The sequence below is a fragment of the Streptomyces sp. NPDC018029 genome (assembly GCF_044327655.1).
Classification (GTDB): domain Bacteria; phylum Actinomycetota; class Actinomycetes; order Streptomycetales; family Streptomycetaceae; genus Streptomyces.
Genome location: NZ_JBIRFV010000001.1, coordinates 48,757 through 69,867, shown reverse-complemented (window position 1 = coordinate 69,867; position 21,111 = coordinate 48,757). Strand labels below are relative to the sequence as shown.

The 21,111-nt window shown below is 71.9% G+C and carries 19 protein-coding genes, 1 pseudogene and 1 riboswitch; of the genes and pseudogenes, 11 read left to right on the top strand and 9 right to left on the bottom strand.

Annotated features, from left to right (window positions below; all coding sequences use genetic code 11):
- Window positions 1-15: 15 nt before the first annotated feature.
- From ACH4D5_RS00330 to ACH4D5_RS00315, 4 genes are all read right to left on the bottom strand, one after another.
- On the bottom strand, window positions 16-1,002 hold the full coding sequence (locus ACH4D5_RS00330; RefSeq protein ID WP_398297000.1) for an NAD-dependent epimerase/dehydratase family protein: 987 nt from the start codon (window positions 1,000-1,002) through the stop codon (window positions 16-18).
- A gap of 74 nt (window positions 1,003-1,076) precedes the next feature.
- Window positions 1,077-1,646, bottom strand: a complete 570-nt coding sequence (locus ACH4D5_RS00325; RefSeq protein ID WP_398296998.1) for a winged helix-turn-helix domain-containing protein — start codon at window positions 1,644-1,646, stop codon at window positions 1,077-1,079.
- A 301-nt stretch (window positions 1,647-1,947) separates the two neighbouring features.
- Window positions 1,948-2,976, bottom strand: a complete 1,029-nt coding sequence (gene glnII / locus ACH4D5_RS00320) for a glutamine synthetase (protein WP_398296996.1) — start codon at window positions 2,974-2,976, stop codon at window positions 1,948-1,950.
- 208 nt (window positions 2,977-3,184) lie between these two features.
- Window positions 3,185-3,553, bottom strand: a complete 369-nt coding sequence (locus ACH4D5_RS00315) for an arsenate reductase family protein (RefSeq protein WP_398296994.1) — start codon at window positions 3,551-3,553, stop codon at window positions 3,185-3,187.
- A 168-nt stretch (window positions 3,554-3,721) separates the two neighbouring features.
- On the opposite strand from ACH4D5_RS00315, the gene ACH4D5_RS00310 reads away from it, so the two are divergent.
- The 3 genes and pseudogenes from ACH4D5_RS00310 (at window position 3,722) to ACH4D5_RS00300 (ending at window position 5,185) form a co-directional block, all read left to right on the top strand.
- Window positions 3,722-4,030 carry a hypothetical protein gene (locus tag ACH4D5_RS00310; RefSeq protein ID WP_362997767.1) on the top strand — a complete coding sequence of 103 codons (309 nt, stop codon included), beginning with the start codon at window positions 3,722-3,724 and terminating at the stop codon, window positions 4,028-4,030.
- 142 nt (window positions 4,031-4,172) lie between these two features.
- Window positions 4,173-4,280, top strand: a pseudogene (locus ACH4D5_RS00305) (LPXTG cell wall anchor domain-containing protein); the annotation flags it as partial.
- Window positions 4,241-5,185, top strand: coding sequence for an alpha/beta fold hydrolase (locus ACH4D5_RS00300; protein ID WP_398298446.1), 945 nt, complete (start codon window positions 4,241-4,243; stop codon window positions 5,183-5,185). The pseudogene ACH4D5_RS00305 and the gene ACH4D5_RS00300, both read left to right, overlap by 40 nt.
- Before the next feature lie 40 nt (window positions 5,186-5,225).
- On the opposite strand, the gene ACH4D5_RS00295 is transcribed toward ACH4D5_RS00300, so the two are convergent.
- Complete coding sequence (locus tag ACH4D5_RS00295; protein WP_398296992.1) at window positions 5,226-5,993, bottom strand: alpha/beta hydrolase; 768 nt, start codon at window positions 5,991-5,993, stop codon at window positions 5,226-5,228.
- A gap of 56 nt (window positions 5,994-6,049) precedes the next feature.
- On the bottom strand, window positions 6,050-7,180 hold the full coding sequence (locus ACH4D5_RS00290) for a haloacid dehalogenase-like hydrolase (protein WP_398296990.1): 1,131 nt from the start codon (window positions 7,178-7,180) through the stop codon (window positions 6,050-6,052).
- A gap of 190 nt (window positions 7,181-7,370) precedes the next feature.
- Here ACH4D5_RS00290 and ACH4D5_RS00285 point away from each other — a divergent pair, with 190 nt between their 5' ends.
- From ACH4D5_RS00285 to ACH4D5_RS00265, 5 genes are all read left to right on the top strand, one after another.
- Window positions 7,371-8,231, top strand: a complete 861-nt coding sequence (locus ACH4D5_RS00285) for a helix-turn-helix domain-containing protein (RefSeq protein WP_398296988.1) — start codon at window positions 7,371-7,373, stop codon at window positions 8,229-8,231.
- A gap of 5 nt (window positions 8,232-8,236) precedes the next feature.
- Complete coding sequence (locus ACH4D5_RS00280; RefSeq protein WP_398296986.1) at window positions 8,237-8,734, top strand: VOC family protein; 498 nt, start codon at window positions 8,237-8,239, stop codon at window positions 8,732-8,734.
- A riboswitch (cobalamin riboswitch) is annotated at window positions 8,732-8,917 on the top strand. It overlaps the preceding gene by 3 nt.
- A 65-nt stretch (window positions 8,918-8,982) precedes the next feature.
- The gene (locus tag ACH4D5_RS00275) at window positions 8,983-10,029 is read left to right on the top strand and encodes an ABC transporter substrate-binding protein (protein ID WP_398296984.1); all 1,047 of its coding nucleotides are present in this window, start codon (window positions 8,983-8,985) and stop codon (window positions 10,027-10,029) included.
- Between the two features lie 47 nt (window positions 10,030-10,076).
- Complete coding sequence (locus tag ACH4D5_RS00270; protein WP_398298444.1) at window positions 10,077-11,096, top strand: FecCD family ABC transporter permease; 1,020 nt, start codon at window positions 10,077-10,079, stop codon at window positions 11,094-11,096.
- On the top strand, window positions 11,093-11,974 hold the full coding sequence (locus ACH4D5_RS00265) for an ABC transporter ATP-binding protein (RefSeq protein WP_398296982.1): 882 nt from the start codon (window positions 11,093-11,095) through the stop codon (window positions 11,972-11,974). Before ACH4D5_RS00270 ends, ACH4D5_RS00265 begins: the two co-directional genes overlap by 4 nt.
- A 56-nt stretch (window positions 11,975-12,030) precedes the next feature.
- On the opposite strand, the gene ACH4D5_RS00260 is transcribed toward ACH4D5_RS00265, so the two are convergent.
- Window positions 12,031-13,605 (bottom strand): MFS transporter, encoded by a 1,575-nt coding sequence (locus ACH4D5_RS00260; protein ID WP_398296980.1) that lies wholly within the window; start codon window positions 13,603-13,605, stop codon window positions 12,031-12,033.
- Window positions 13,606-13,752: 147 nt separating this feature from the next.
- Here ACH4D5_RS00260 and ACH4D5_RS00255 point away from each other — a divergent pair, with 147 nt between their 5' ends.
- Window positions 13,753-17,136 carry an AfsR/SARP family transcriptional regulator gene (locus ACH4D5_RS00255; RefSeq protein ID WP_398296978.1) on the top strand — a complete coding sequence of 1,128 codons (3,384 nt, stop codon included), beginning with the start codon at window positions 13,753-13,755 and terminating at the stop codon, window positions 17,134-17,136.
- Window positions 17,133-17,903: a metallophosphoesterase gene (locus ACH4D5_RS00250; RefSeq protein WP_398296976.1), complete on the top strand. Its 771-nt coding sequence runs from the start codon at window positions 17,133-17,135 to the stop codon at window positions 17,901-17,903. Before ACH4D5_RS00255 ends, ACH4D5_RS00250 begins: the two co-directional genes overlap by 4 nt.
- A gap of 5 nt (window positions 17,904-17,908) precedes the next feature.
- On the opposite strand, the gene ACH4D5_RS00245 is transcribed toward ACH4D5_RS00250, so the two are convergent.
- Window positions 17,909-18,355, bottom strand: coding sequence for a VOC family protein (locus ACH4D5_RS00245; RefSeq protein ID WP_398296974.1), 447 nt, complete (start codon window positions 18,353-18,355; stop codon window positions 17,909-17,911).
- A 120-nt stretch (window positions 18,356-18,475) separates the two neighbouring features.
- Here ACH4D5_RS00245 and ACH4D5_RS00240 point away from each other — a divergent pair, with 120 nt between their 5' ends.
- Window positions 18,476-19,075, top strand: a complete 600-nt coding sequence (locus tag ACH4D5_RS00240; RefSeq protein ID WP_398296972.1) for a TetR/AcrR family transcriptional regulator — start codon at window positions 18,476-18,478, stop codon at window positions 19,073-19,075.
- 561 nt (window positions 19,076-19,636) lie between these two features.
- Here ACH4D5_RS00240 and ACH4D5_RS00235 read toward each other — a convergent pair.
- Entirely contained in the window at window positions 19,637-21,055 is a 1,419-nt protein-coding gene (locus ACH4D5_RS00235) for a hypothetical protein (protein ID WP_398296970.1), read from the bottom strand.
- Window positions 21,056-21,111 lie beyond the last annotated feature (56 nt).

Genomic DNA, 21,111 nt, shown 5'->3' with positions numbered 1-21,111 from the left:
CCACGCCGTGTCACGTCACAGGCCCAGCGCCTTGGCCTCCTTCTCGGGGGCGAGCCCGACGACCGGCCGGTCGGGCCGCTGCGGCGCCGTCCCGCCGATGGACCGCAGCCACTCCCACGTGTCGCGCACCGTCTCGGCGGCGGACCGGGTCCTGAGGCCCGCCGCGACCGCCTTCTCCGACGACGTCCGGTGCATCGTGTCGTGCAGCTCGCCCGGAGCCAGCCAGACCGGCAGCTCCATCCACGGTTCGATGCCCGCGTCGAGCACCGTCTGCGGCTCCGTCCAGCGCAGCTCCGCCGCCGGACCCGCCACCTCCACGCAGGCGTCGAGGAGTTCACCCATCGTGATCCGCCCCATGGGGCTGACCAGGTTGTACGCCCCGTGCAGTCCGGCGGCGGCCGCGTCCAGGACGAACTCGGCGAGGTCCCGCACGTCGACGTACTGGATGTCGAGGTCCCGCGGCCCGGGAGCAAGGACGGGCCCGCCGCGCGCCACCCGGTTCAGCCACCACGGCAGCCGCCCGATGTTCTCGTACGGACCGAGGATCAGCCCGGCCCGAGCGAGCACCGTCCGCTCCGCCCCGAACTCGGCGATCGCCGCGAGCTCGCCGCCCCGCTTGTCCTCCGCGTACGCCGACGCTTCCGCGTCCGGGTCGCCGTCCACCACGGGGAAGCTCTCGTCGGAGCCGGCCTCGCCCGGGTAGCGGTACACGGAGCCGCTCGACACGTACACGTAACGGCCCGCGCGGGACGCGAGCAGCCGGGCCGACTCCCGCACCACCCGGGGCGCCGCCGACCAGGTGTCGACCACGACGTCCCACTCGCCGTCGGCGAGAGCGGCCAGGCCGCCCTCGACGGTGCGGTCGCCGTGCACGGCCCGCGCGCCCTCGGGCGCCGCGTGGTGACCGCGGTGGAAGACGGTCACCTCCCAGCCACGGGCGAGGGCCGCCTCGGTGACCGCACGCCCCACGAATTCGGTACCGCCCAGCATCAGAAGTCTCATGGCAGTGCACTCTGCCCCGGCGACCCGGGTCCTGTGAACCGGATTCTGCTCGGGGCAGAGAGGGGAACCGCAGCTCAGCGGGGGGTCGGCGGCGCGTACTTGTAACCGACGCGGCGCACCGTCTGGATCGTCCTGCGGTGCTCGGCGCCCAGCTTGCGCCGCAGCCGCGCGACATGGACGTCGACGGTGCGGCCGTCGCCCACGTGGCCGTACCCCCACACCGTCGTCACCAACTGGTCGCGGGTGTGCACCCGGTGGGGGTGCGCGACGAGGTGCGCGAGCAGCTCGAACTCAAGGTACGTGAGGTCGAGGGGGCGCCCGTCGACCTCGACGGCGCGCTGCACGGGGTCGACCCTGATGGGGCCGGGGGCGGGGGGCGCCTCGGGCAGGACGGACTCGGCGGCGCTGGCCACGGGTTCCTGCCCGGCCGGCACGAGAACGAGGTAGCCGACCATCGGCGGCTGTCCCGGCAGGGTCGGCAGGGTGTGCTGCGGCGCGGGCAGCCAAGTGGCGCCGGGCGGCAGGAAGTCGGTGATCTGCACCACCTCGTCGGGCGCGACGGCTCGCAGGCGGCCGCGGCCCGGGGCCGGGGGAGGGGTGAGGGTGGTGGGAGCGGAGGCAGTGAAGGAACGGGAGTTCGCCATGGGGGAGTCAGCTCTTTCGCGCGAAGAAGGAGTCGTCGAGAAACGAGACGTACGTCGTGCGCGTCAGGCGAAGGCCGGTTGCGGCGGCATCAGGCCGGGGGCAACGGCTTTACAGGGCCCGCGCGTTCATCGCGCGGCAACACACCCGGTCGAAGTCGTGATGCTGCCGGGAGGGCCAGAAGGGCTCGAGGTCATGACGACCCGTCGCGGTGATCCGGTGGCTGCCCATGGCTCCATTGAATCAGATGACGACGGGGTCGCCCACCGTGACCGGTGGACGACCCCTCGGTGACCGGTGGGATCAGACCTGGCCGGCCTTCTCCAGCGCGGTGCAGCACGTGTCGACGAGCAGACGCGTCACGACGTACGGGTCGACGTTCGCGTTCGGGCGGCGGTCCTCGATGTAGCCCTTCTGCTCCACCTCGACCTGCCACGGGATGCGGACCGAGGCCCCGCGGTCGGAGACGCCGTACTTGTACTCGTCCCAGGGGGCGGTCTCGTGCAGACCCGTCAGCCGGTCGTCGATGCCCGCGCCGTAGTTCTTGACGTGGTCCAGCGGCTTCGAGCCCTCGCCGAGCGCCTCGCAGGCGGTGATGATGGGCGCGTAACCCTCGCGCATGGCCTTCGTCGAGAAGTTCGTGTGCGCGCCGGCGCCGTTCCAGTCGCCCTTGACCGGCTTCGGGTCGAGGGTCGCGGAGACCTTGAAGTCCTCGGCGGTGCGGTACAGCAGCCAGCGGGCGATCCACAGCTGGTCGGAGACCTCCAGCGGAGCCAGCGGGCCGACCTGGAACTCCCACTGTCCCGGCATGACCTCGGCGTTGATGCCGGAGATGCCGAGCCCGGCCTTCAGGCAGTTCTCCAGGTGCGCCTCGACGACGTCACGGCCGAAGATCTCGTCCGAGCCGACGCCGCAGTAGTAGCCGCCCTGCGCGGCGGGGAAGCCGCCGACGGGGAAGCCGAGCGGGCGGTCGCCCTCGAAGAACGTGTACTCCTGCTCGATGCCGAAGATCGGCTCCTGCGCGGCGAAGCGGGCCGCGACCTCGGCCAACTCGGCGCGGGTGTTGGACTCGTGCGGCGTCATGTCCGTGTTGAGGACCTCGCACAGGACGAGTACGTCGGCGCCGCCGCGGATCGGGTCCGGGCAGGTGTAGACCGGCTTGAGGACGCGGTCGGACGCGTGGCCCTCGGCCTGGTTCGTGCTGGACCCGTCGAAGCCCCAGAGCGGCAGCTCGGCGCCCTTCGCGTCGTCCGCCAGGATCTTGGTCTTGGAGCGGAGCTTCGCGGTCGGCGCGGTGCCGTCGATCCAGATGTACTCAGCCTTGAAGGTCACGGGGCCTCATCCTCATAACGCTCGGTACGGCGCAGAACGTGCGGGTGCTGCGGTGCCGTGGTGATGGGCGGCAGCCTGGCAACCCGCGATTTCCCGACCGTTGCTCTTATGTGAACCCCGTGTTACCTGAGGCGGGTGTGTCCGGGCTCACGACACCGCCCGGCTTCACCGCCCCGCCGGCTTCACGGCACCGTCCGTCCTCGCGGTCTCAGCGCGACAGCGCGTCCCGCACCGCCTCCTCCGTGCGGGCCACCACCGCCGTGCCGTCGTCGGCCGTGATGATGGGGCGCTGGATCAGCTTGGGGTGGTCGGCGAGGGCCTTGATCCAGCGGTCGCGGCCCGAGGCGTCGCGGGGCCAGGCCGCACGGTCCTTCAGGTCCAGGTCCTTGGCGGCCTGCTCCTGGGTCCTGGTGATGTCCCACGGTTCGAGGCCGAGGCGGTCGAGGACGGCACGGATCTCGTCCTCGGTCGGCACGTCGTCGAGGTAGCGGCGGACGGTGTAGTCGGCGCCCTCCGCGTCGAGCAGCGTGAGCGCGCTGCGGCACTTCGAACAGGCGGGGTTGATCCAGATCTCCATGCCCCACACGCTACCTCCGGAACACCCGTCCCGGGCCGCGCGGCACCCCCGTATTCGAACAGCCCAAAGCCCCTCTGGCCAGCGGCGATTGTCAGTGCCCCGCAGTAGAATCACAGTAGTGTTCGAGGGCGCCCGACGGGGGGTCCCGACCGCGACAGGAGGATGCCCGTGCCCGCTGCCGCACTCACGTCCAAGCGTGTGTCCAAGACCGTACCGAAGCCCGTCCTGATCGACTTGCCGTACGCACCACTGGAGAAGAAGGCGCTGCCCCCGGGCCGCCCGCGCGAGTGGTACGTCAACCACAACCGCCGCCTCAAGGCCATGCGCCTGGCCATCGCCCTGCTCGACTCGGGCGTCTATCTGCCGAACCAGGCGAAGAACAGCACGATACGGCGCATGGCGGAGGACGTCGGGATCCATCCGCCGTCCGACATCACCTGTCACATGGTGCGGGCGCTCATGCGGTACAGCCGCTGAGTGGACCGCGGGGCCCGTGGAGGGAGCCGTCCTCCGCGGGCCCCGCACAGGTCTGTGCGGTCATGTGTGCGATGGGACATGCTGTGCCCCATGACCCAGCCGGAACCCGTCGGCGTGCCCCAGCCGGAACCCGTCGGCGTGCCCCAGCCGGAACCCGTCGGCATGCCCCAGCCGGAACCCGTCGGCATGCCCCAGCCGGAACCCGTCGGCATGCCCCAGCCGGAACCCGTCGGCGACCTGCCGCTCCTGACGACCGCCGAACTCCCGGACGGCACCCGCCTTCCCGTGCGCGCGCTCCGCGCCCCCGCACCGGAACGCTTCCTTCCGTCCGGCTCAGGCCCGGCACCCTGGCCGCCCCCGGCCCCCGCGGTGCTCATCCTGCCCGCGATGGGCACCCCCGCCCGCTTCTACCGCCGCTTCGCGCGCCAACTGCACGACGAAGGGCTGACGGTGCTCACCGTCGACCTGCGCGGCCAGGGCGAGGCGACCCCGCGCGCCATCGGTCCCGGCGCGCCGGGCCACGGCTACCGCGCGATCGTCGAGGAGGACATCCCCGCGGTCGTCGCGGCGATCCGCGCCGAGCTCGGCACCGAACCGCCCCTGTACGTCCTCGGCCACAGCCTCGGCGGGCAACTCGCTCTCGTATACGCATCGCTGGCCGCCGGCCGGGACGGCTCCGGAGTCGACGGGGTGGCGGTCGTCGCCACGGGATCGGTGTGGTTCCGCGCGTACGGCCCGTGGCGCGGCCCCGGCCTGCTCCTTGCGCAAGCGCTCATCACGGCGACGGCTGCCGTGCTCGGCCGCTGGCCCGGCACCCGGCTCGGCTTCGGCGGCGACCAGCCCAAGGGCGTCATGCGCGACTGGGCCCGGCAGGTGCGTACGGGCCACTACAGCGGCAAGGGCTCCACGCTCGACTACGAAGCGGCGCTCGCCACCCTGGAGCTGCCCGTCCTCGCGGTCTCCGTCGACGGCGACACGCTCGCCCCGGCCGCCGCCCTCGACCACCTGCTCGGCAAGGTCCCGCGGGCCCGCCTCACCCGCCGCCACTACACGGCGCAGGAGGCGGGCGACCGGCTCGACCACTTCGCGTGGACCCGCGCGGGCGGCGCGCTCGCCAAGTGGGTGGCGGCGTGGGCGGCGACACCCGGGACGTAGCCCGGGCCGCTCGGCCGACAGGGAGGACCGGTGACCCGGTTCAGCTGAGCAGCGCGTCCACCAGCCGTCGCCGGTCCTCCGCGTGGTCCCGCAGCCAGGCGCCCAACGCGTGGTCGGCGTCCGGCAGTTCGAGGCGATCGAACCGGGCCCGGGCGGCGAGCGCCTCGCCGACGGCCGACGTGACCTCGGGCGGGATCACCGCGTCGGTGCCGGGCACGACGAGCACCGCGCGCCCGCCGAAGTCCCGGTAGACGTCCAGCGCGGCGGACTCGCGCCACCGGCCCGGCGTACGGATGATCTCGGTGAAGCGGCCGTCGCCGTCGCCGAAGGGCAGCGGCCAGGCCTCCGGCGCGTACACGGCGGGCGCGCACAGGCCGATGCCCGTGACCCGCTCGCCGAAGCGCGCGACCAGGTCCGCCACGGTCTGCCCGCTCATGCTGAACCCGACGAACACCAGGCTGTCGGAGGCGGGCACCCGCCCCTCGACCACGGCCGCCGCCTGCGCGCACCGCCGCCGCAGGCTCAACTCCCGCAGCGCGCCCGTGCTTTCGCCGTGCCCGGAGAAGTCCAGCGCGAGCGCCCGGCAGCCGCGCGCCGCGAACTCGGCCTGCAGAGCGGCCAGCCGCGCCTTGTTGCCGCCGCCCGCGCCGTGCAGCAGGACCACGGTGGTGGCGGGGGCCGGAGCGACCCCGGCACCGGGCCCGACGCCGGGCAGCGCCTCGGCACAGCTCAACGTCTCGCCGTCACAGGCGAAGGAGAAGTCGGACAGGGCAGGTTCGGTCTCCGTGGCGAGGAATTCCTGAGTCATGCTCCCTATCCTGCGCCGTCAGCCGAATCTTGGGCCGCCGACCGAATCCTGCGCCGTCAGCCGATCTGGTCCGGCGTGACCGTCAGCCACCGCTTGTCGGCGGTCACCTTCTGGCCCAGCTCGCGCTGCCGCTCGGCGTTCTTCTTCTTCATCCCGTCGAGCTGCTTCATGTAGGAGTCCTTGCGGTTGACCCAGACGCGTACGCCGCCGTGTTCCACGTCGGCGGAGTGGAACAGCATCGGCCCGTCGCTGACCGGCGTGTCACCGGCCGCGAGGATCGGCTTCTTCCACTCGTCGATGTACGTGTTGATCGCCGCGGGCTTGCCCTCGTACCAGGTCAGCGGCGCCCACAGGTTCGGCGTCAGCTCGCGCTGTGCGAGCTTCTCGCGGTCCTTCTTACCGAAGCGGCCCTCGGCGATCTCCTTGCGTGAGCTGGTCACCTCACCGGTCCTGCGGTCCTTGAGCTGCATGGACACCCCGATGACGTTCTGCGGCTTCACGCCGTAGCCGTACTTCGGGTCGGCGAGGACCATGCGCACCAGGTCCTCGCCGGCCGCGCTGACCACGTACACCTCGATGCCGTGCGAGCGCAGCGTCCTGTACAACTGCTGCATGCCGCGCGAGACCTCCGGCGCCTTCACCTCGGTCTTCGTGAGCTTGCCGTCCTCGTAGTACTCGGCGGGGATCGGCTTCTTGTACCCCAGGAGTTCGTCGACGTACCCCTTGAGCTCCTTCAGCGTGAGGCCGGAGAAGATCTGCGCGGCCCAGGGGTAGCAGACCTGGTCGTCCACCTCGCACAGCCGGTTGTAGTAGCTGTAGAGGCTCTCCTTGTGCCCGGCCTTGTCCTTGAAGGGGATGACTTTCAGGGACGGGTCCATGGTCTTGCGGCTCAGGACGCCCTTCATCTCCAGGAAGGGCAGCAGCGACTCTTCGAGGTCGTTGCGGTACGTCGTGTTGTCCGCGTCGAAGACGGCGTACGCGCCCTTGTGGCCGTTCTCCGCGATGACCTTGCCGAGCTTCTTCGCGACGGGCTTCGGCCAGTGCGACAGCTCACGGGCGGTGGCCACGGAGGTGTCGGCGGCGGTCGCCTCGCTCGTCGGCCACAGTGCGCTGCCCGCGAGGACGGCGGCGGCCAGCGCCCCCGTGGCACCGATGACGGCCAGCTTGCCCTTTGCCCGTACTGCCATGTCTCTACGTCCCTGCCGTTTCCTGAAAGCGATGCGCGGCCCCGTCCGGAGCGGCGCGCCATGCTATGGGCCGGGACGCTCATTTCCCATGATCGAAGTCACCGGGGGCGGGGGGTATGGGGGAGGGGGACGGGGGTAGCGGTAGGGGACTCCGCGACGCGTCCGGGCCACGCCCCGCATACTGGAACGCATGGGCTCCCGTGAGTTCGTCCGGACCGTTCCACGGCTCGGCGGCATGGTCGTCTCCGCGGTCGGCTACCGCACCGCGGGGCAGCGGCCCGCCCTGCACCGGGGCCTCCCGTCCCCGTATCTGACCTTGATCTTCTCGCTGGACGGCCCCATCGCCACCGGCGCCACCCCCGGCCAGGCCACGGGACCGGACGCGGCGCGCACCGACATCGTCGTGGGCGGCCTGCACCAGAGCCCCGCGTACGTCGTACAGCCCGAGCACGAGGCGGGCATCCAGCTCGCCGTGCACCCCCTCGCGGCCCGCCCGCTCCTCGGTCTGCCCGCCGCGGAACTGGCCGGACAGCTCGTCGTCGGCGGCACCGACGTCCTCGGCGACCGCGCCGCCGACCTCCGCGAGCGCCTGTGCGAACTGGACCGCTGGGAGGACCGCTTCGCCCTGCTCTCCGGCTATCTGCGGCGGCGCGCGGCCGAGGACCGCGCCGCCGGGGCCGTGCGCCCGGAGGTCGCCGAGGCATGGGCGTGGCTGGCCAGGCACCGGGGCGCGGGCACCCTCGGCGGCCTGTCACGGCACGTGGCGCTCAGCGAGCGCCGGCTGACCGCGCTGTTCCGCGCCGAGACCGGGCTGAGCCCCAAACAGGCCGCCCGCCTGATGCGTTTCCAGCACGCCAAGGCCGCCGTGGTCCGTGCCGTCGCGGCGGGCGGGCCGCCGGACCTCGCCCGGGTCGCCGCCGACACCGGCTACTACGACCACTCCCACCTCGTCCGCGACTTCCGGCAGTACACGGAGGCGAGCCCCACCCGCTGGCTGGCCGAGGAGTGCCGGAATATCCAAGCCGGGGCGCACGACGGCGGAGAAGAGTGAGAGACATGAACACCACACCTGACACCACACCTGACACCACGCCTGGTGCCCCTGGCGCCCCTGGAACCGCACCCGCCCCCGCCATCTGGCCGGCGCTCCAGGCCGAGGACGCCCTCGCGCTGATCGACTTCCTCGTCGGCACCGTCGGCTTCCTGCGCACCGCCGTCTACGAGGACGGCGGCCGCGTGGCCCACGCCCAGCTCGACTGGCCCGAGGGCGGCGGCATCATGCTCGGCTCGTACGACCCCGAGTCGGCGGCCGCGGCCTGCGGAAAGCCGGGCACGTCCGGTGCCTACGTCGTCACCGACCACGTGGACGCCCTGTACGCCCGCCTCACCGAGGCCGGCGTCAAGATCACCCGAGAGATCGAGGACAAGCCGTACGGCAGCCGCGAGTTCGGCATCGAGGACCCCGAGGGAAACCGCTGGTCCTTCGGTACCTACCGCGGCGAGCCGAGGCCCGCACCGGTCCACGGCCCGGATCGCCCCCGCGAGGGCGCGTGATAACTTGCGCAAGCCAGTCAAACCCACACCTGGGCCAGGGAATCCGGTGCGAATCCGGAACTGACGCGCAGCGGTGAGGGGGACGGGCGGGGCCACGGCCACTGGGCGTTCCAGGACGCCCGGGAAGGCGCCCCGCCCGGTCGATCCCGAGTCCGAAGACCTGCTGGCGCCTCCGCTCGCACACCGGGCGACGGAGGTCGTGACGCAGGCCAGGCTCCGCGTATGAGCCGCGAGACCCAAGGGATCACGTGTCCTCGACAGCCCGTATATCCACTCTGTCCGCCCTGCTCTGTGCCGGCACGCTCACGCTCACCGCGTGCGGCGGCGGCTCCGCGGAGAAGTCGGCGGGCGGGAGCGCCGACGGCTATCCGGTGACGGTCGCCTCCTGTGGCAAGGAGGCGAAGGTCGACGCGCCGCCCCGGCGGGCCGTCTCCCTCGACCAGGGTTCCACGGAGATCCTCCTCTCCCTCGGCCTCGCCGACCGCATGGTCGGCACCGGCACCTGGACCGACCCGGTCCTGAAGAACCTGGAGAAGGACAACGCGAAGGTGGAGCGGCTCGCCGACCGCTACCCGGCGCTGGAGAAGGTCCTCTCCAAGGAGCCCGACTTCGTCAGCGCCTCCTTCCTCTACACGGTCGGCAAGGGCGGCGTCGCCGAGCGCACGAAGTTCACCGAACTCGGCGTCCCCGTCTACGTCTCGCCCACCGACTGCGCGGGCAAGGACAACGACAGCGGCGGCGACGGCAAACGCGTCAAGACCCTCACCATGGACACCGTCTACAAAGAGGTGCGCGACCTGGCGAAGGTCTTCCACGTCGGGAAGCGCGGCGAGAAGCTGGTCGCGGACCTGAAGGGCCGCATCACGAAGGCCACGAAGGACATCGACGAGGCGGCCGCCTCCGACGTGACGCTCCTGTACTGGTTCGCCAACTCCGACGCCCCCTACATGGCGGGCTGCTGCGGCGCGCCCGGCATCATCACCCGCGAACTCGGCGCGAAGAACGTCTTCGACGACACCCGCGAGGAATGGCCCCAGATCAACTGGGAGACCGTCGCCGACCGCGACCCCGACGTCCTCGTCATCGGCGACCTCACACGCAAGTCGCAGTCGGCCGAGAGCGCGGCCGCGAAGATCAAGTTCCTGGAGACCAACCCGGCGACGAAGAACCTGACCGCCGTGAAGAAGAAGCGGTACGTCCTCCTCAGCGGCCAGGCCATGAACCCCACGATCCGCACGGTCGACGGCATCGAACAGGTCGCCGCGGGCCTGCGGAAATTCGGGCTCGTCAAGTGACGGAGGCAGCACCCGGCAGGGACACGGTCCCCGCACCCGTCGTCTTCATACGGCACGGACTGCGGCTCGGCCTCCTCTGGGTGGCCGGGGTCGCCGCGCTCGTCCTGTCCGTCTCCGTGGCCGTCACCATCGGGCCCGCGGACATCTCCGTGCCGGACGTGTGGGCGACCGTCGTCGCGCACCTCGGCTGGGGCGAGAGCCCCCTCACCCCGATCAGGGACGGCATCGTCTGGAACCTGCGGATGCCCCGCACCCTGCTCGCCGCGGTCTGCGGCGCGGGCCTCGCGGTCTGCGGGGCGGTCATGCAGTCGCTGCTCCGCAACCCGCTCGCCGACCCGTTCGTGCTCGGGGTGTCGTCCGGGGCGTCCACGGGAGCGGTCGCGGTCGTCGTCCTCGGCGTCGGCGGGGGAGCGGTCTCGGCCTCGGCGGGCGCCTTCGCGGGCGCGCTCTGCTCCTTCGCGCTGGTCCTGCTCCTGAGCCACACGCTCGGCGACACGACGGACCGGGTCGTGCTGTCCGGCGTGGCGGCCATGCAGCTGTTCTCCGCGCTCACGTCGTTCGTCGTCCTCACGGCGGGCGACGCGGAGACCACCCGCGGCATCCTCTTCTGGCTCCTCGGCTCCCTCAGCGGTACCGGCTGGACGGACGTCTGGCTGTGCGGCGCGGTGCTCGCGGTCACGCTGGTCGTCTGCCTGGGCCACGCCCGCACGCTCGACGCCTTCGCGTTCGGCCCGGAGGCCGCGGCGGCGCTGGGCGTCCGGGTGGCCCGCACCCGGCTCGTCCTGCTCTGCACGACCGCTCTCCTGACCGCGGCCCTCGTCAGCTCGGCGGGCGCCATCGGCTTCGTCGGCCTCGTCCTGCCGCACGCGGCCCGCGCGGTCGTCGGCTCCGGCCACGCCCGGCTGCTCCCGGTCACCGCGCTCGCCGGCGCGGTCTTCCTGGTCTGGGTGGACACGCTGGCCCGCACGGCACTGGAACCCCAGGAGGTCCCGGTCGGCGTGGTGACCTCGCTCATCGGCGTACCGGCGTTCGTGGCCGTGCTGTACCGGACGCGGAGGACGTCATGACGTACGACGTGATGCTCCCGGGCGCCTCGGGTGACGCGGGCGCGCCGGACGGCACGGGCGCCCCGGATGCCCCCGGCCTGCGTGCCGACCGGGTCTCCCGTGAGGCGGGCGGGCGGCTCGTCGTCGACGGCGTCAGCCTCGCGCCGCCCGACGGCGCCATGGTGGGGCTCCTCGGCCCCAACGGATCCGGCAAGTCCACGCTCCTGCGCATCCTCGCGGGCGTCCTCGCCCCGGCCTCCGGAGTGGTCACCCTGGACGGCCGCCCGCTGTCCGACACGGGCCGCCGCGAGGTGGCGCGCCGGGTCGCCGTCGTCGAGCAACACGCCTCGACCCAGGTCGAGTTGACCGTACGAGATGTCGTACGCCTGGGCCGCATCCCGCACCGCCGCGCATGGTCGGGCCCCACGGCCCGCGACGAGCGGGCCGTGCGCGAGGCCCTGGCGCGCACCGGGCTCGCCGAGCGCGCGGGACAGGCCTGGCACACGCTCTCCGGCGGCGAGCGCCAACGCGTCCAGATCGCCCGCGCGCTGGCCCAGGAACCCCGCGAGCTCCTGCTCGACGAGCCCACCAACCACCTGGACATCCAGCACCAGTTGGACCTGCTGACGCTGGTGGCGGAGCTCCCCGTCACCAGCGTGATTGCGCTGCACGACCTCAATTTGGCGGCCATGTTCTGCGACCGGCTGCTGGTCCTCAAGGACGGCACGGCGTACGCGGCGGGCACCCCGGCCGAGGTGATCACCGAGGACCTGATCGCCGAGGTCTATGGGGTGCGGGCGGTGGTGACGCCGGGGGAGGGCGACCCTTCCGAGGGGGCTTTTCCGGAGGGGGGTCTTCCGGAGGGGGGCCGGCCTTCGGTGCGGTTCCTCCGCGGCTGAGGTGGCCCCCGTGGCCCCCGGTTTTCTCGGGGTTCGCCCGTCGGTCCCCGCGTCGCTCACTCCTCCGGCGCCCCGATGGGACGCACGTGCCGCAGCAACGCCATCGTGAGTCCCGCGAGCGCCGCCAGCAGCACGGCGCTGATCAGGGCGACCGTGCCGAGACCCGTGGCGAAGGCGTCGCGGGCGGCGCCGAGCAGCGCCTCGGCCGCAGAACCGTCCGGCAGCCCGCCGGCCGCGCCCCGCACTGCCGCGAGCCCCTCACGCGCCGCGTCGGCCGTCTCGTGCGGGACGGTGTCCAAGGCGTCCGCGTCGGCCAGTTGCCCCCGATAGACGGCCGTGCCGACGCTGCCGAGGACGGCGACACCGAGCGCCGAGCCGAGTTCGGCACCGGTCTCCGACACCGAGGCCGCCGCCCCGGCCCGCTCCGGCGGCGCCGACCCCACGATCATGTTCGTACCGAGCACCATCAGGGGCCCGAAGCCGAGCGTGACCACCGTGCTGCCGATGACGAGCGGGGCGAGCCCCGACGACGCGTCGACGCGCGAGATGAGGGCGAAGCCGACGCTCGCGAGGAGCAGCCCGCCCGCGATGACCCGGGCCGGCCGCACACGGCGAGCGATCCGCGGGGCGAGGCCGAGACCGGCGAACGTCCCTGCGACGAACGGAATCATCCACAGCCCGGCGCGGACCGGCGAGAGCCCCTCGACCAGCTGCAGGTACTGCGTGAAGAACAGGGTCAGGGAGTGCAGGGTGATCATGCCGAGCAGGAAGACGACGAGCGCCCCGCTGAACGCGCGCTCCGCGAAGAGCCGCAGGTCGAGCAGTGGATCGGCGAGCCGCCGCTGACGCAGCACGAAGATCCGGCCGACGACGAGCCCGGCGGCGACGAAGGCGAGCGGAAGCGGCTCGGCGCCGTCCCGCGCCACCTCCTTGAGGCCGTGCACCACCGGCAGGATCGCGGCGAGCGACAGCAGCACGCTGAGCGGATCGAGGCGCCCGGGCGAGGAGTCACGGTGCTCGGGCAGCAGCACGGGCGCGCAGATCAGGAGCAGCGCCATCACGGGCACACCGAGCAGGAAGACGGAGCCCCACCAGAACCGCTCCAGCATCAGGCCGCCCACGACGGGCCCGATGACCGCGCCCACCGAGAAGGCCATCATCCACAGCCCGAAGGCACTGGCCCGCTGTGCGGGCTGCCGGAACATCGTGCTGATCAGTGACATCGTCGAGGGCAGCACCGACGCCCCCGCGACTCCGAGCAACGCCCGCGCGGCGATGAGCAGTTCGGCGCTCGGGGCGAACGCGGCCAGCACGGAGGCCGCGCTGAACGCGGCGGCGCCGACCATCAGCAGGCGGCGCCGCCCGATGCGGTCGCCGAGCGTGCCCATGGTGACGAGGAAGCCCGCCAGCATGAACGGATACATGTCGGCGATCCACAGCGACTGCGTGCTGTCGGCGTGGAGATCGGCGCCGAGGGTGGGCAGCGCCATGTAGAGGACGGTGACGTCCATGGAGAGCAGGAGCGCGGGGAACGCGAGGACGGCGAGACCGATCCACTCGCGGGGGCCTGCGGGGGGCGGGGCGGACGGATCGGGCGCCGCCGAGGCAGGAGAAGCTGAGGAAGTAGACATGCCGTCAGGCTGGGCGGCAGGGGTTCCGGAAAGGTTCTGGAAGGGTTCCGGAGAGGGGCCGGCGGGGTTCCGGTGGAGAGCGGCCGACTCGGAAAGCAGAAATCCCGGAGTGATCAATTCCGGCCAGGCTGGACTACGTTGGGTGGCATGCGCTTCGCGATACTCGGCCCCCTGGAGGTGTGGTCGGCCGACGGCAGGCGGGTCCCCGTACCCGAGGCGAAGGTGCGCGCGCTCCTCGCCGACCTGCTGATCCGCGAGGGCCGCCCCGCCCCGGCCGACCGGCTCGTCGACGACCTCTGGGGCCGGGACCTGCCGGCCCGCCCCACCGGGGTCCTGCGCAGCAAGATCTCCCGCCTCCGCCGCGTCCTCGACGACGCGGAGCCCGGAGCCCGCGCGCTGATCACGCACCAGCCCGCCGGTTACGCCCTGAACGCCGCCCCCGGCACGGTCGACGCCCACCGTTTCCACGTACTGGTGGAGAGGGCGCGCGAGAGCGACGACCCGCGCGTACGCGTGGAGTTGCTGGACGAGGCGCTGGCGCTGTGGCGGGGGCCGGCGTACGCGGACGTGGCGGAGGAGGCGTTCGCCGAGGCCGCGGTCGCGCGCTGGGAGGAGGAGCGGCTGACGGCCTTGGAGGACCGTGCGGAAGCCCGCGCGGAGGCCCGCGCCGAAGAGGGCGACGACCGCAGACTCGCCGGTGACATAGCCGAGTTGGCGGACCTGGTGACACGCCACCCGCTCCGCGAACGCCTCCGTGCCGCACACCTGCGCGCGCTCTACCGCGCGGGCCGCCAGAGCGAGGCACTCGCCGCGTACCGCGAGCTGAGCGACCTGCTGCGGACGGAACTGGGCGTGGACCCGGGCCCGGCCCTGACCGCCCTGCACACGGCGATCCTTAACCACGCCCCGGAGCTGAGTCCGACCCCACCGACTCCACTGGCCGCAGCGGCCCCAGCGGCCCCAGCGGCCCCAGTGACCCCACCAGCCCTACCGGCCCCGTCGCCCCTGCTCACCACACCGATCCCGCCGAGGCGCCGTCGCCGTACCACCAACCTCCCCACCCCCCTCACCGACCTCATCGGCCGCACCCAGGCCGTGGAGGAGGCGCGGACGCACCTCAAGGACGGCCGGCTGCTCACGCTCACGGGCCCGGGCGGCGTCGGCAAGACGCGCCTGGCTCTTGAGGTCGCCGGACGCCTGTTGGACGAGACGGATGAGTACGGGGAGTACGAAGGGGTCCACCTGGTCGAGTTGTCCGCGCGCGGACAGACGCAGGCCGGGATCGTCGAGCTCGTGGCGGCGGCCCTGGACGTCCGCGACGACGTCACGACGACCGCTGCACCGCGGGGGGACCAGGCGACCCCGGCCGGCCTCCTGGACCGCATCACCGCGGCGCTCCGCACCCGCCGCGTCCTGCTCGTGCTCGACAACTGCGAACACGTGGTCGAAGAAGCGGCGGAGGTCGTGCAGTCGCTGCTGACGGCGGCCCCGGACCTGCGGATCCTGGCCACGAGCCGCGAACCACTGGCCGTACCGGGAGAAACCCTCCAGACGGTCCCCCCGCTGCAACTACCGCCACCCGAAGCCGAGCCGACGCCGGAAGAGCTGCAGGCGTCCAGCGCGGTCAGACTGTTCCTCGCCCGGGCCACCGCCACCGCCCCCGGCTTCGCACTCGACGCGGACAACGCCGCCCCGGTCGCGGCGATCTGCCGACGCCTGGACGGCCTGCCACTCGCCCTCGAACTCGCCGCAACGCGCGTCCGCGGCCTCGGCGTCCACGAACTGGCGGCCCGCCTCGACGACCGCTTCCGCGTCCTCACCGCGGGCCACCGCGGCGCCCCGCCCCGCCAGCAGACACTCCGCGCCGTGATCGACTGGAGCTGGGCCCTGCTCACGGAACCCGAACGCGTCGTCCTGCGCCGCCTGGCGGTCCACGCGGACGGCTGCACGCTGCGGGCGGCGGAGGCGGTGTGCGCGGACCCGGACGAGGCGGGACCCCGGGCGGCGGCCGTCCCCGCCGCCGACGTCCCCGACCTAGTCGCCCGCCTCGTCGACCGTTCCCTGGTCGCCACCGTCGACACGGCGGACGGCATCCGCTACCGCCTGCTCGAATCGGTGGCGGCGTACAGCCTGGAGCACCTGCGCGACGCGGGCGAGGACACCGACGTACGAGAACGCCACCGTCGCTACTACACCGACCTCGCCGAAGCGGCCGACCGCGACCTGCGCGGCCCCGCCCAGCGACGCGCCCTGCGCCTCCTGGACGCCGAGTCCGCCAACGTACGCGCGGCCATCCATGACGCGGCCCGGCACGGAGACGCCCACCGCGCGCTGCGCCTGGTCAACGCGACGACCTGGTTCTGCTACCTGCGCGGCCGCCTGGGCGGGGCGCGCCGCGCCCTCGACACGGCCCTGGCCGCGACGGGCGAGGCACCGCGGGGCGTACGCGCCGAGGCGCAGGCCTGGCGGCAGGCGGTCGGCACGCTGACCCGCACGGCGGAGGACGCGGGCCCGGGCACCCCGCCCGGACCACAGACAGCGCACGCCACACAGACCCCACCCACCACCATCGAGGACCCCGTACGACGGGCAAGGGTCCGCTGGTTCCAGGCCGCCGCGCTCCAGGGCTGCGGCGACCTCTCCGCGGGCGAAGACCTGATCACCCCCGTCCTCGCGGAACTGCGCGCCCTGGACGACCGCTGGGGGATCGCCGCCGCGCTCAGCACCCGCGCCCGGCAGGCGGCGACCCTCAGCGACCTGGCGACGCTCGGCGACGCGGGCGCGCAGAGCCTGCGCCTCTTCCGTGAACTGGGCGACGGCTGGGGCCAGTCGCAGGCCATGGCGCTGCTCGCCGTGCACGCCGAGGTCACCGGCGACCCCGAAAGGGCCGGCGCTCTGCACGGCGACGCGCTGCGCATCGCGGAGGACCTGCACCTCTGGATCGACGCCTCCCACGCCCTGTCGGGACTCGGCCGCGTCGCCCTGCTGACCGGCGACCACGACGGCGCCGACGCCCTGAACGAGCGGGCGCGCCGCCTCGCCGTCGAGCAGTCCGACGTCGTCGGCGAGTACTTCGCCGACCTGGGCCTCGGCCGCACGGCCCGCCGCCGGGGCAGGCCGGCAGACGCCGAGGCCCGCCTCCGCCCCTGGCTGGCCTGGACGCGGGCCATGGACTGGGGCCCCAAGACGGCCGCGCTCCTCACCGAGCTCGGCTTCCTCGCCGAGCAGCGGGGCGACGCGGAGGAGGCCCTGAGCCTGCACCGCGCGGGTTACGCGACCGCGCGCGCCACCGACAACCCCGGCTTGATCGCGCTGGCCCTCGAAGGGATGGCGGGCGCCCACACCCGCGCGGGCCGCCCGGCCCAGGCAGCCCACTTGCTCGCGGCCGCGGCCCACCTCCGCGCCACGACGTCCACCCCGATCCCCGCCACCGAACAGGCAGACGTAACACGCATAGAAACGGCGACACATAAGACCCTGAACGCCACATCCCCCGTCGCCCACCGACCGAACGAGGCCCCGCAGCGATGATGACCGTGATAGCGCACCTGAGCGACACCCACATAGACACGCGCGAAGAGGACGACGGCCGCAGCATCGCCCGCACCAAGGCGGTGATGACGTACCTGAACAGCCTTCCGTACGACTTGGACGCCATCATCGCCACCGGCGACATCGCCGACCACGCGACCCCGTCCGAGTACGAGACGGCCCGCAAACTCCTAGCCACCCGGCACCCCCTGCTGACCTGCCCGGGAAACCACGACGAACGCGCGGCGTACCGCGAACACTTCCTGGGCGAGCCCGCGAGCCGGGCACCCCTCAACAGCGCACTTGTCACAGCCCGCTTCACGCTGGCCCTGTGCGACACGTCGGTCCCCGGCGAGGACTACGGCCGCCTGGCGGACGAAACCCTGACGTGGCTGTCCACCCTCCTCGCCGACACCCCGCCCACGCACCCCGTCCTGATCGGCTTCCACCACCCGCCGGTCCCCCTGAACACCCCTTACGTGGACGACATCCGCCAGCACGACGAACACCGCCTGGCCGCCCTGACGTCACGCCACCCGAACATCACGGCCTTCCTCGCAGGCCACGCCCACACCCCCGCGGCCACCACCTTCGCGAACCGCCCCCTCCTGGTGGCCCCGGGCGTGGTCTCCACCCTCCGCCTCCCCTGGGAACCCCAGCCTCACCACGTACACCACGACCTGCCCCCGGCGGTCGCGTTCCACGTCCTGGACCCCACGAACCGCCTGACAACGCACTACCGCCCAATCCCCCTCACCACGTCCTGATCCCCCTACGGGACGCGGTACTGGTCGGCGTACTCCTCTCCGGCCGGGACGACGGTGATGACGTCGATCAACACCCCGTCGGGAGCGGCAACGATGAAGTGCCGCTGCCCGAACTCCTCGGTACGCAGCGGCAGTACCTCACTCAGCCCCGCCTCCACGACGAGTCGCTGATACTCGGAATCCACATCATCCACTTCGAAGTTGAGCAGCAGCCCGCCCCGAAGCGCGGCGCGATGCCCCTCAGGGACGGTCGGATGACCGGACTCCAGAAGAGCCAGCTCGTACTGCGGAGCATCGGCCCGCCGCAGACTGACGTACCAGTCCGCCTCGAAGGTCACCTCGAACCCGAGGTGACGGGTGTAGAAGTCACGGGCAGCGGCGACGTCCAGAGTCGCGAGCACCGGATAGAACCCGCTGAGCTTGGCAGTGGCCATGGCTGCACGTCCGTTCATCACGACGAAACCCCTCCCTCTTCACATACCCGAGGTATGTGAACGTTGGCCGCTAGCATACCCCCGGTACGCGAAATGAGAAGGGGCCAGTACGCCCGAGACGAAAGGACGGTGCGCGCGATGGCGGTCACCAGGGCGGAGCAACGGGCGGCCACGCGGCGGGCGCTGCTGGCCGAGGGGCGCCGCCAGTTCGCGGCGGACGGCTACCACCAGGTGGTCCTGGCCGAAGTGGCGCGGGCCGCCGGGGTCACCAAGGGGGCCGCCTACCACCACTTCGACAGCAAGGCGGGCCTGTTCCGGGCCGTCGTCGCCGAGGTCCAGCAGGAACTGGGCGAGCGGGTCGCGACGGCGGCCGAGCGCCACGAGGACCTCTGGGAGCAGTTCCGGGCCGGCTGCCGGGAGTTCCTCGCAGCGGGAACGGACCCGGCGGTACGCCAGATCCTGCTGGTCGACGGGCCGGCGGTGCTGGGCTGGGACGAATGGCGAACCCTGGACGAACAGTCCTCGGCCCGCCACCTCGCAGAGGCGCTGACAGCCCTCACCACAGCCGGCCTGATCGCCCCCGACCAGCCGGTGGAACCCCTGACCCGCCTCCTCTCGGGAGCAATGAACGAGGCGGCCCTCTGGATCGCCCGAGGCGGCACCCCCCAAACAGCAGAACAAACCCTGGACCGCCTCCTGACGGGCCTACGCGCCGATCCGCCCGCGCCGATGGCCTAGGGCGAATGCGAAGCAGAGCCCCAAGACCTCTGAAAACGAAGAGACCCCCACCTGAACCAGGCGGGGGTCTCTCCGATGCCCTGACGGACGGAATGGTCAGCCGGCGATGACCCCTGCACAGGGGCCACTTCGGCTCGGCCGAGCCGGTTCCTAGATGTCGAAGTAAAGGTCGACATTGCCTCCGACCTGTACGAATGCTCCTCTCAGAATTGTTCGGTGCACAACCGGTGCACTGGTGACATGCAGAGAACATGTGAGAGGTATCGGGCGTTCACTCGTTTTCAGTCCGCGCGGACGGCTCTACGTGAGTTTCACACCTGCAGGCCCTACCAACCGAACGCGCTGCTGCGGGACCGTATCCGACAACTCGAACATGCTCCTGCGAGGTCTCCCGGCATTCATGACCCGTGGGATTGTGCAGCTCGTCGCGTATTCGTCGCCAAGCGAGAATGATTGCAGGAAGCTTCGACAGCACCTCGCCTATTTGTGCCAGTACGAGCGTGAGGCAACCGAAAGAGGCAAGGATGATGAGGCTGAGGTTGTCCCAACTCATGGGGCGCGCTACCCGAACAGAGCCTGGCGAGAGATCCAGTCGAGGGCGTCCACCCCGAGCCGGTCGGGTGCCTCGAGCAAAGCAGCCTCCACCGCCTCGAGGTCCGTGAGCGACTCAGGTACCCCCGAGCGGTCCAGCACGGCGATTCGCTCCATCGCCGTGGCGACGGCATCCGGCCAGCCTGGCATACCGAAGTGATGGAGCGCCTTGAACGTGGCCGAAGCCGCCCTGTGCAGCAGCGCGGCGTGCCAGCCTTGCTCGCGCATCACCTCCGCGGTGAACCAGGTCCGATTGTCGACCTGTCGGACCAACTCCTCAACCAACTCCGACGGCGCCATCCGCAGTGTGAAGCGTGACCCTCCGGCCCAGGGGAGGTCCATGTCGGCGGCGACGCCCACAAACGCGAGCAGCGACTCGGGCCCATCGTCGCGCGAGGCTGTGAGAGCGGTATGGGCCCTGCGATACAGATCGACGCTCTGCGCGAAAATCTCCCCGTCACTCGGCTCGTCGGTCGCCTCGCGGATTTCGTCCAGCGGCCCCTCACGCCAGGTGTCGGCGACCAGACCGACAGCCGCCGCACTCACCAGGGCATCCGTGTCTTCTGCGGAGATACCGAAGTGCGCAAGGACCGCCGGTGCGTGCTCCTCGATGTCCGGGAGTGGTGTCTTCTCCTCGGCCGTGTCCTTCCTCAAGAGGGCGGCAAGACGCGGTGACAGAGGTTCGGGTTCCGGGGGCTCCACGGTGACTCCGTGCTCCGCCAGATCGTCGAAGACAGCGTCAGGGCCGCAGTCGATGTGCGAGGAATCATGGCGCCCTGAACAATCGTCGGCGCATTCCAATTCCCCGCACATATCAGGGTCCTCGGGCTGCGCCTCATTGATCAGGTGGTAGGCGAGCCGTTCCGCCACCGTCTCCCGCGCGGTAATCATGGCCAGGTCGAGCCGGAAAGCCTCGTCCTTCAGCTCCGTATCCGCAGGGTCCGCGGAAGCGGGTGGCTCCGGCGCTTCCGGGACCCAGGCGTACGCCGACTCCAGCGAGATGAGCAGCCAAGCGATGCGGAGAGCCTCGGTGTCCTCGTCTCCGGCCACCTCCGTCACGGCCTCAGCGGCTTCGCGTACACGGTTCAGCCGGGCAAGATGGCACTCACGCACCGGCAACCAAGCCGCGGACTCAGCGCGGGCCCGCTCGGCGTCTTGTGCCAGCGCGGCGTCCCGGGTTCTCCGCGCCCGGGTGACCAACCGGGTCAGGCAGGGGCGGCATCCGAACAGACCGGATGTAGGCGTCGGTCCGAGGGGTATGGCGGCGAGGTCATCCCCGAAGGACCTCCCGCACAGGCGGCACTCCAGGCCGCCCGCCTGCCGAGATGTAGGCACGCCGGATAGTACGGCAGCGCGGATCGTGTCATGGGCGTAGGAAGGGATGTGCATGTTCGGCGACTCCTTGGGCGAAGGCGCTCTGTTGGCGCCGTCTCCATGCTCACTTC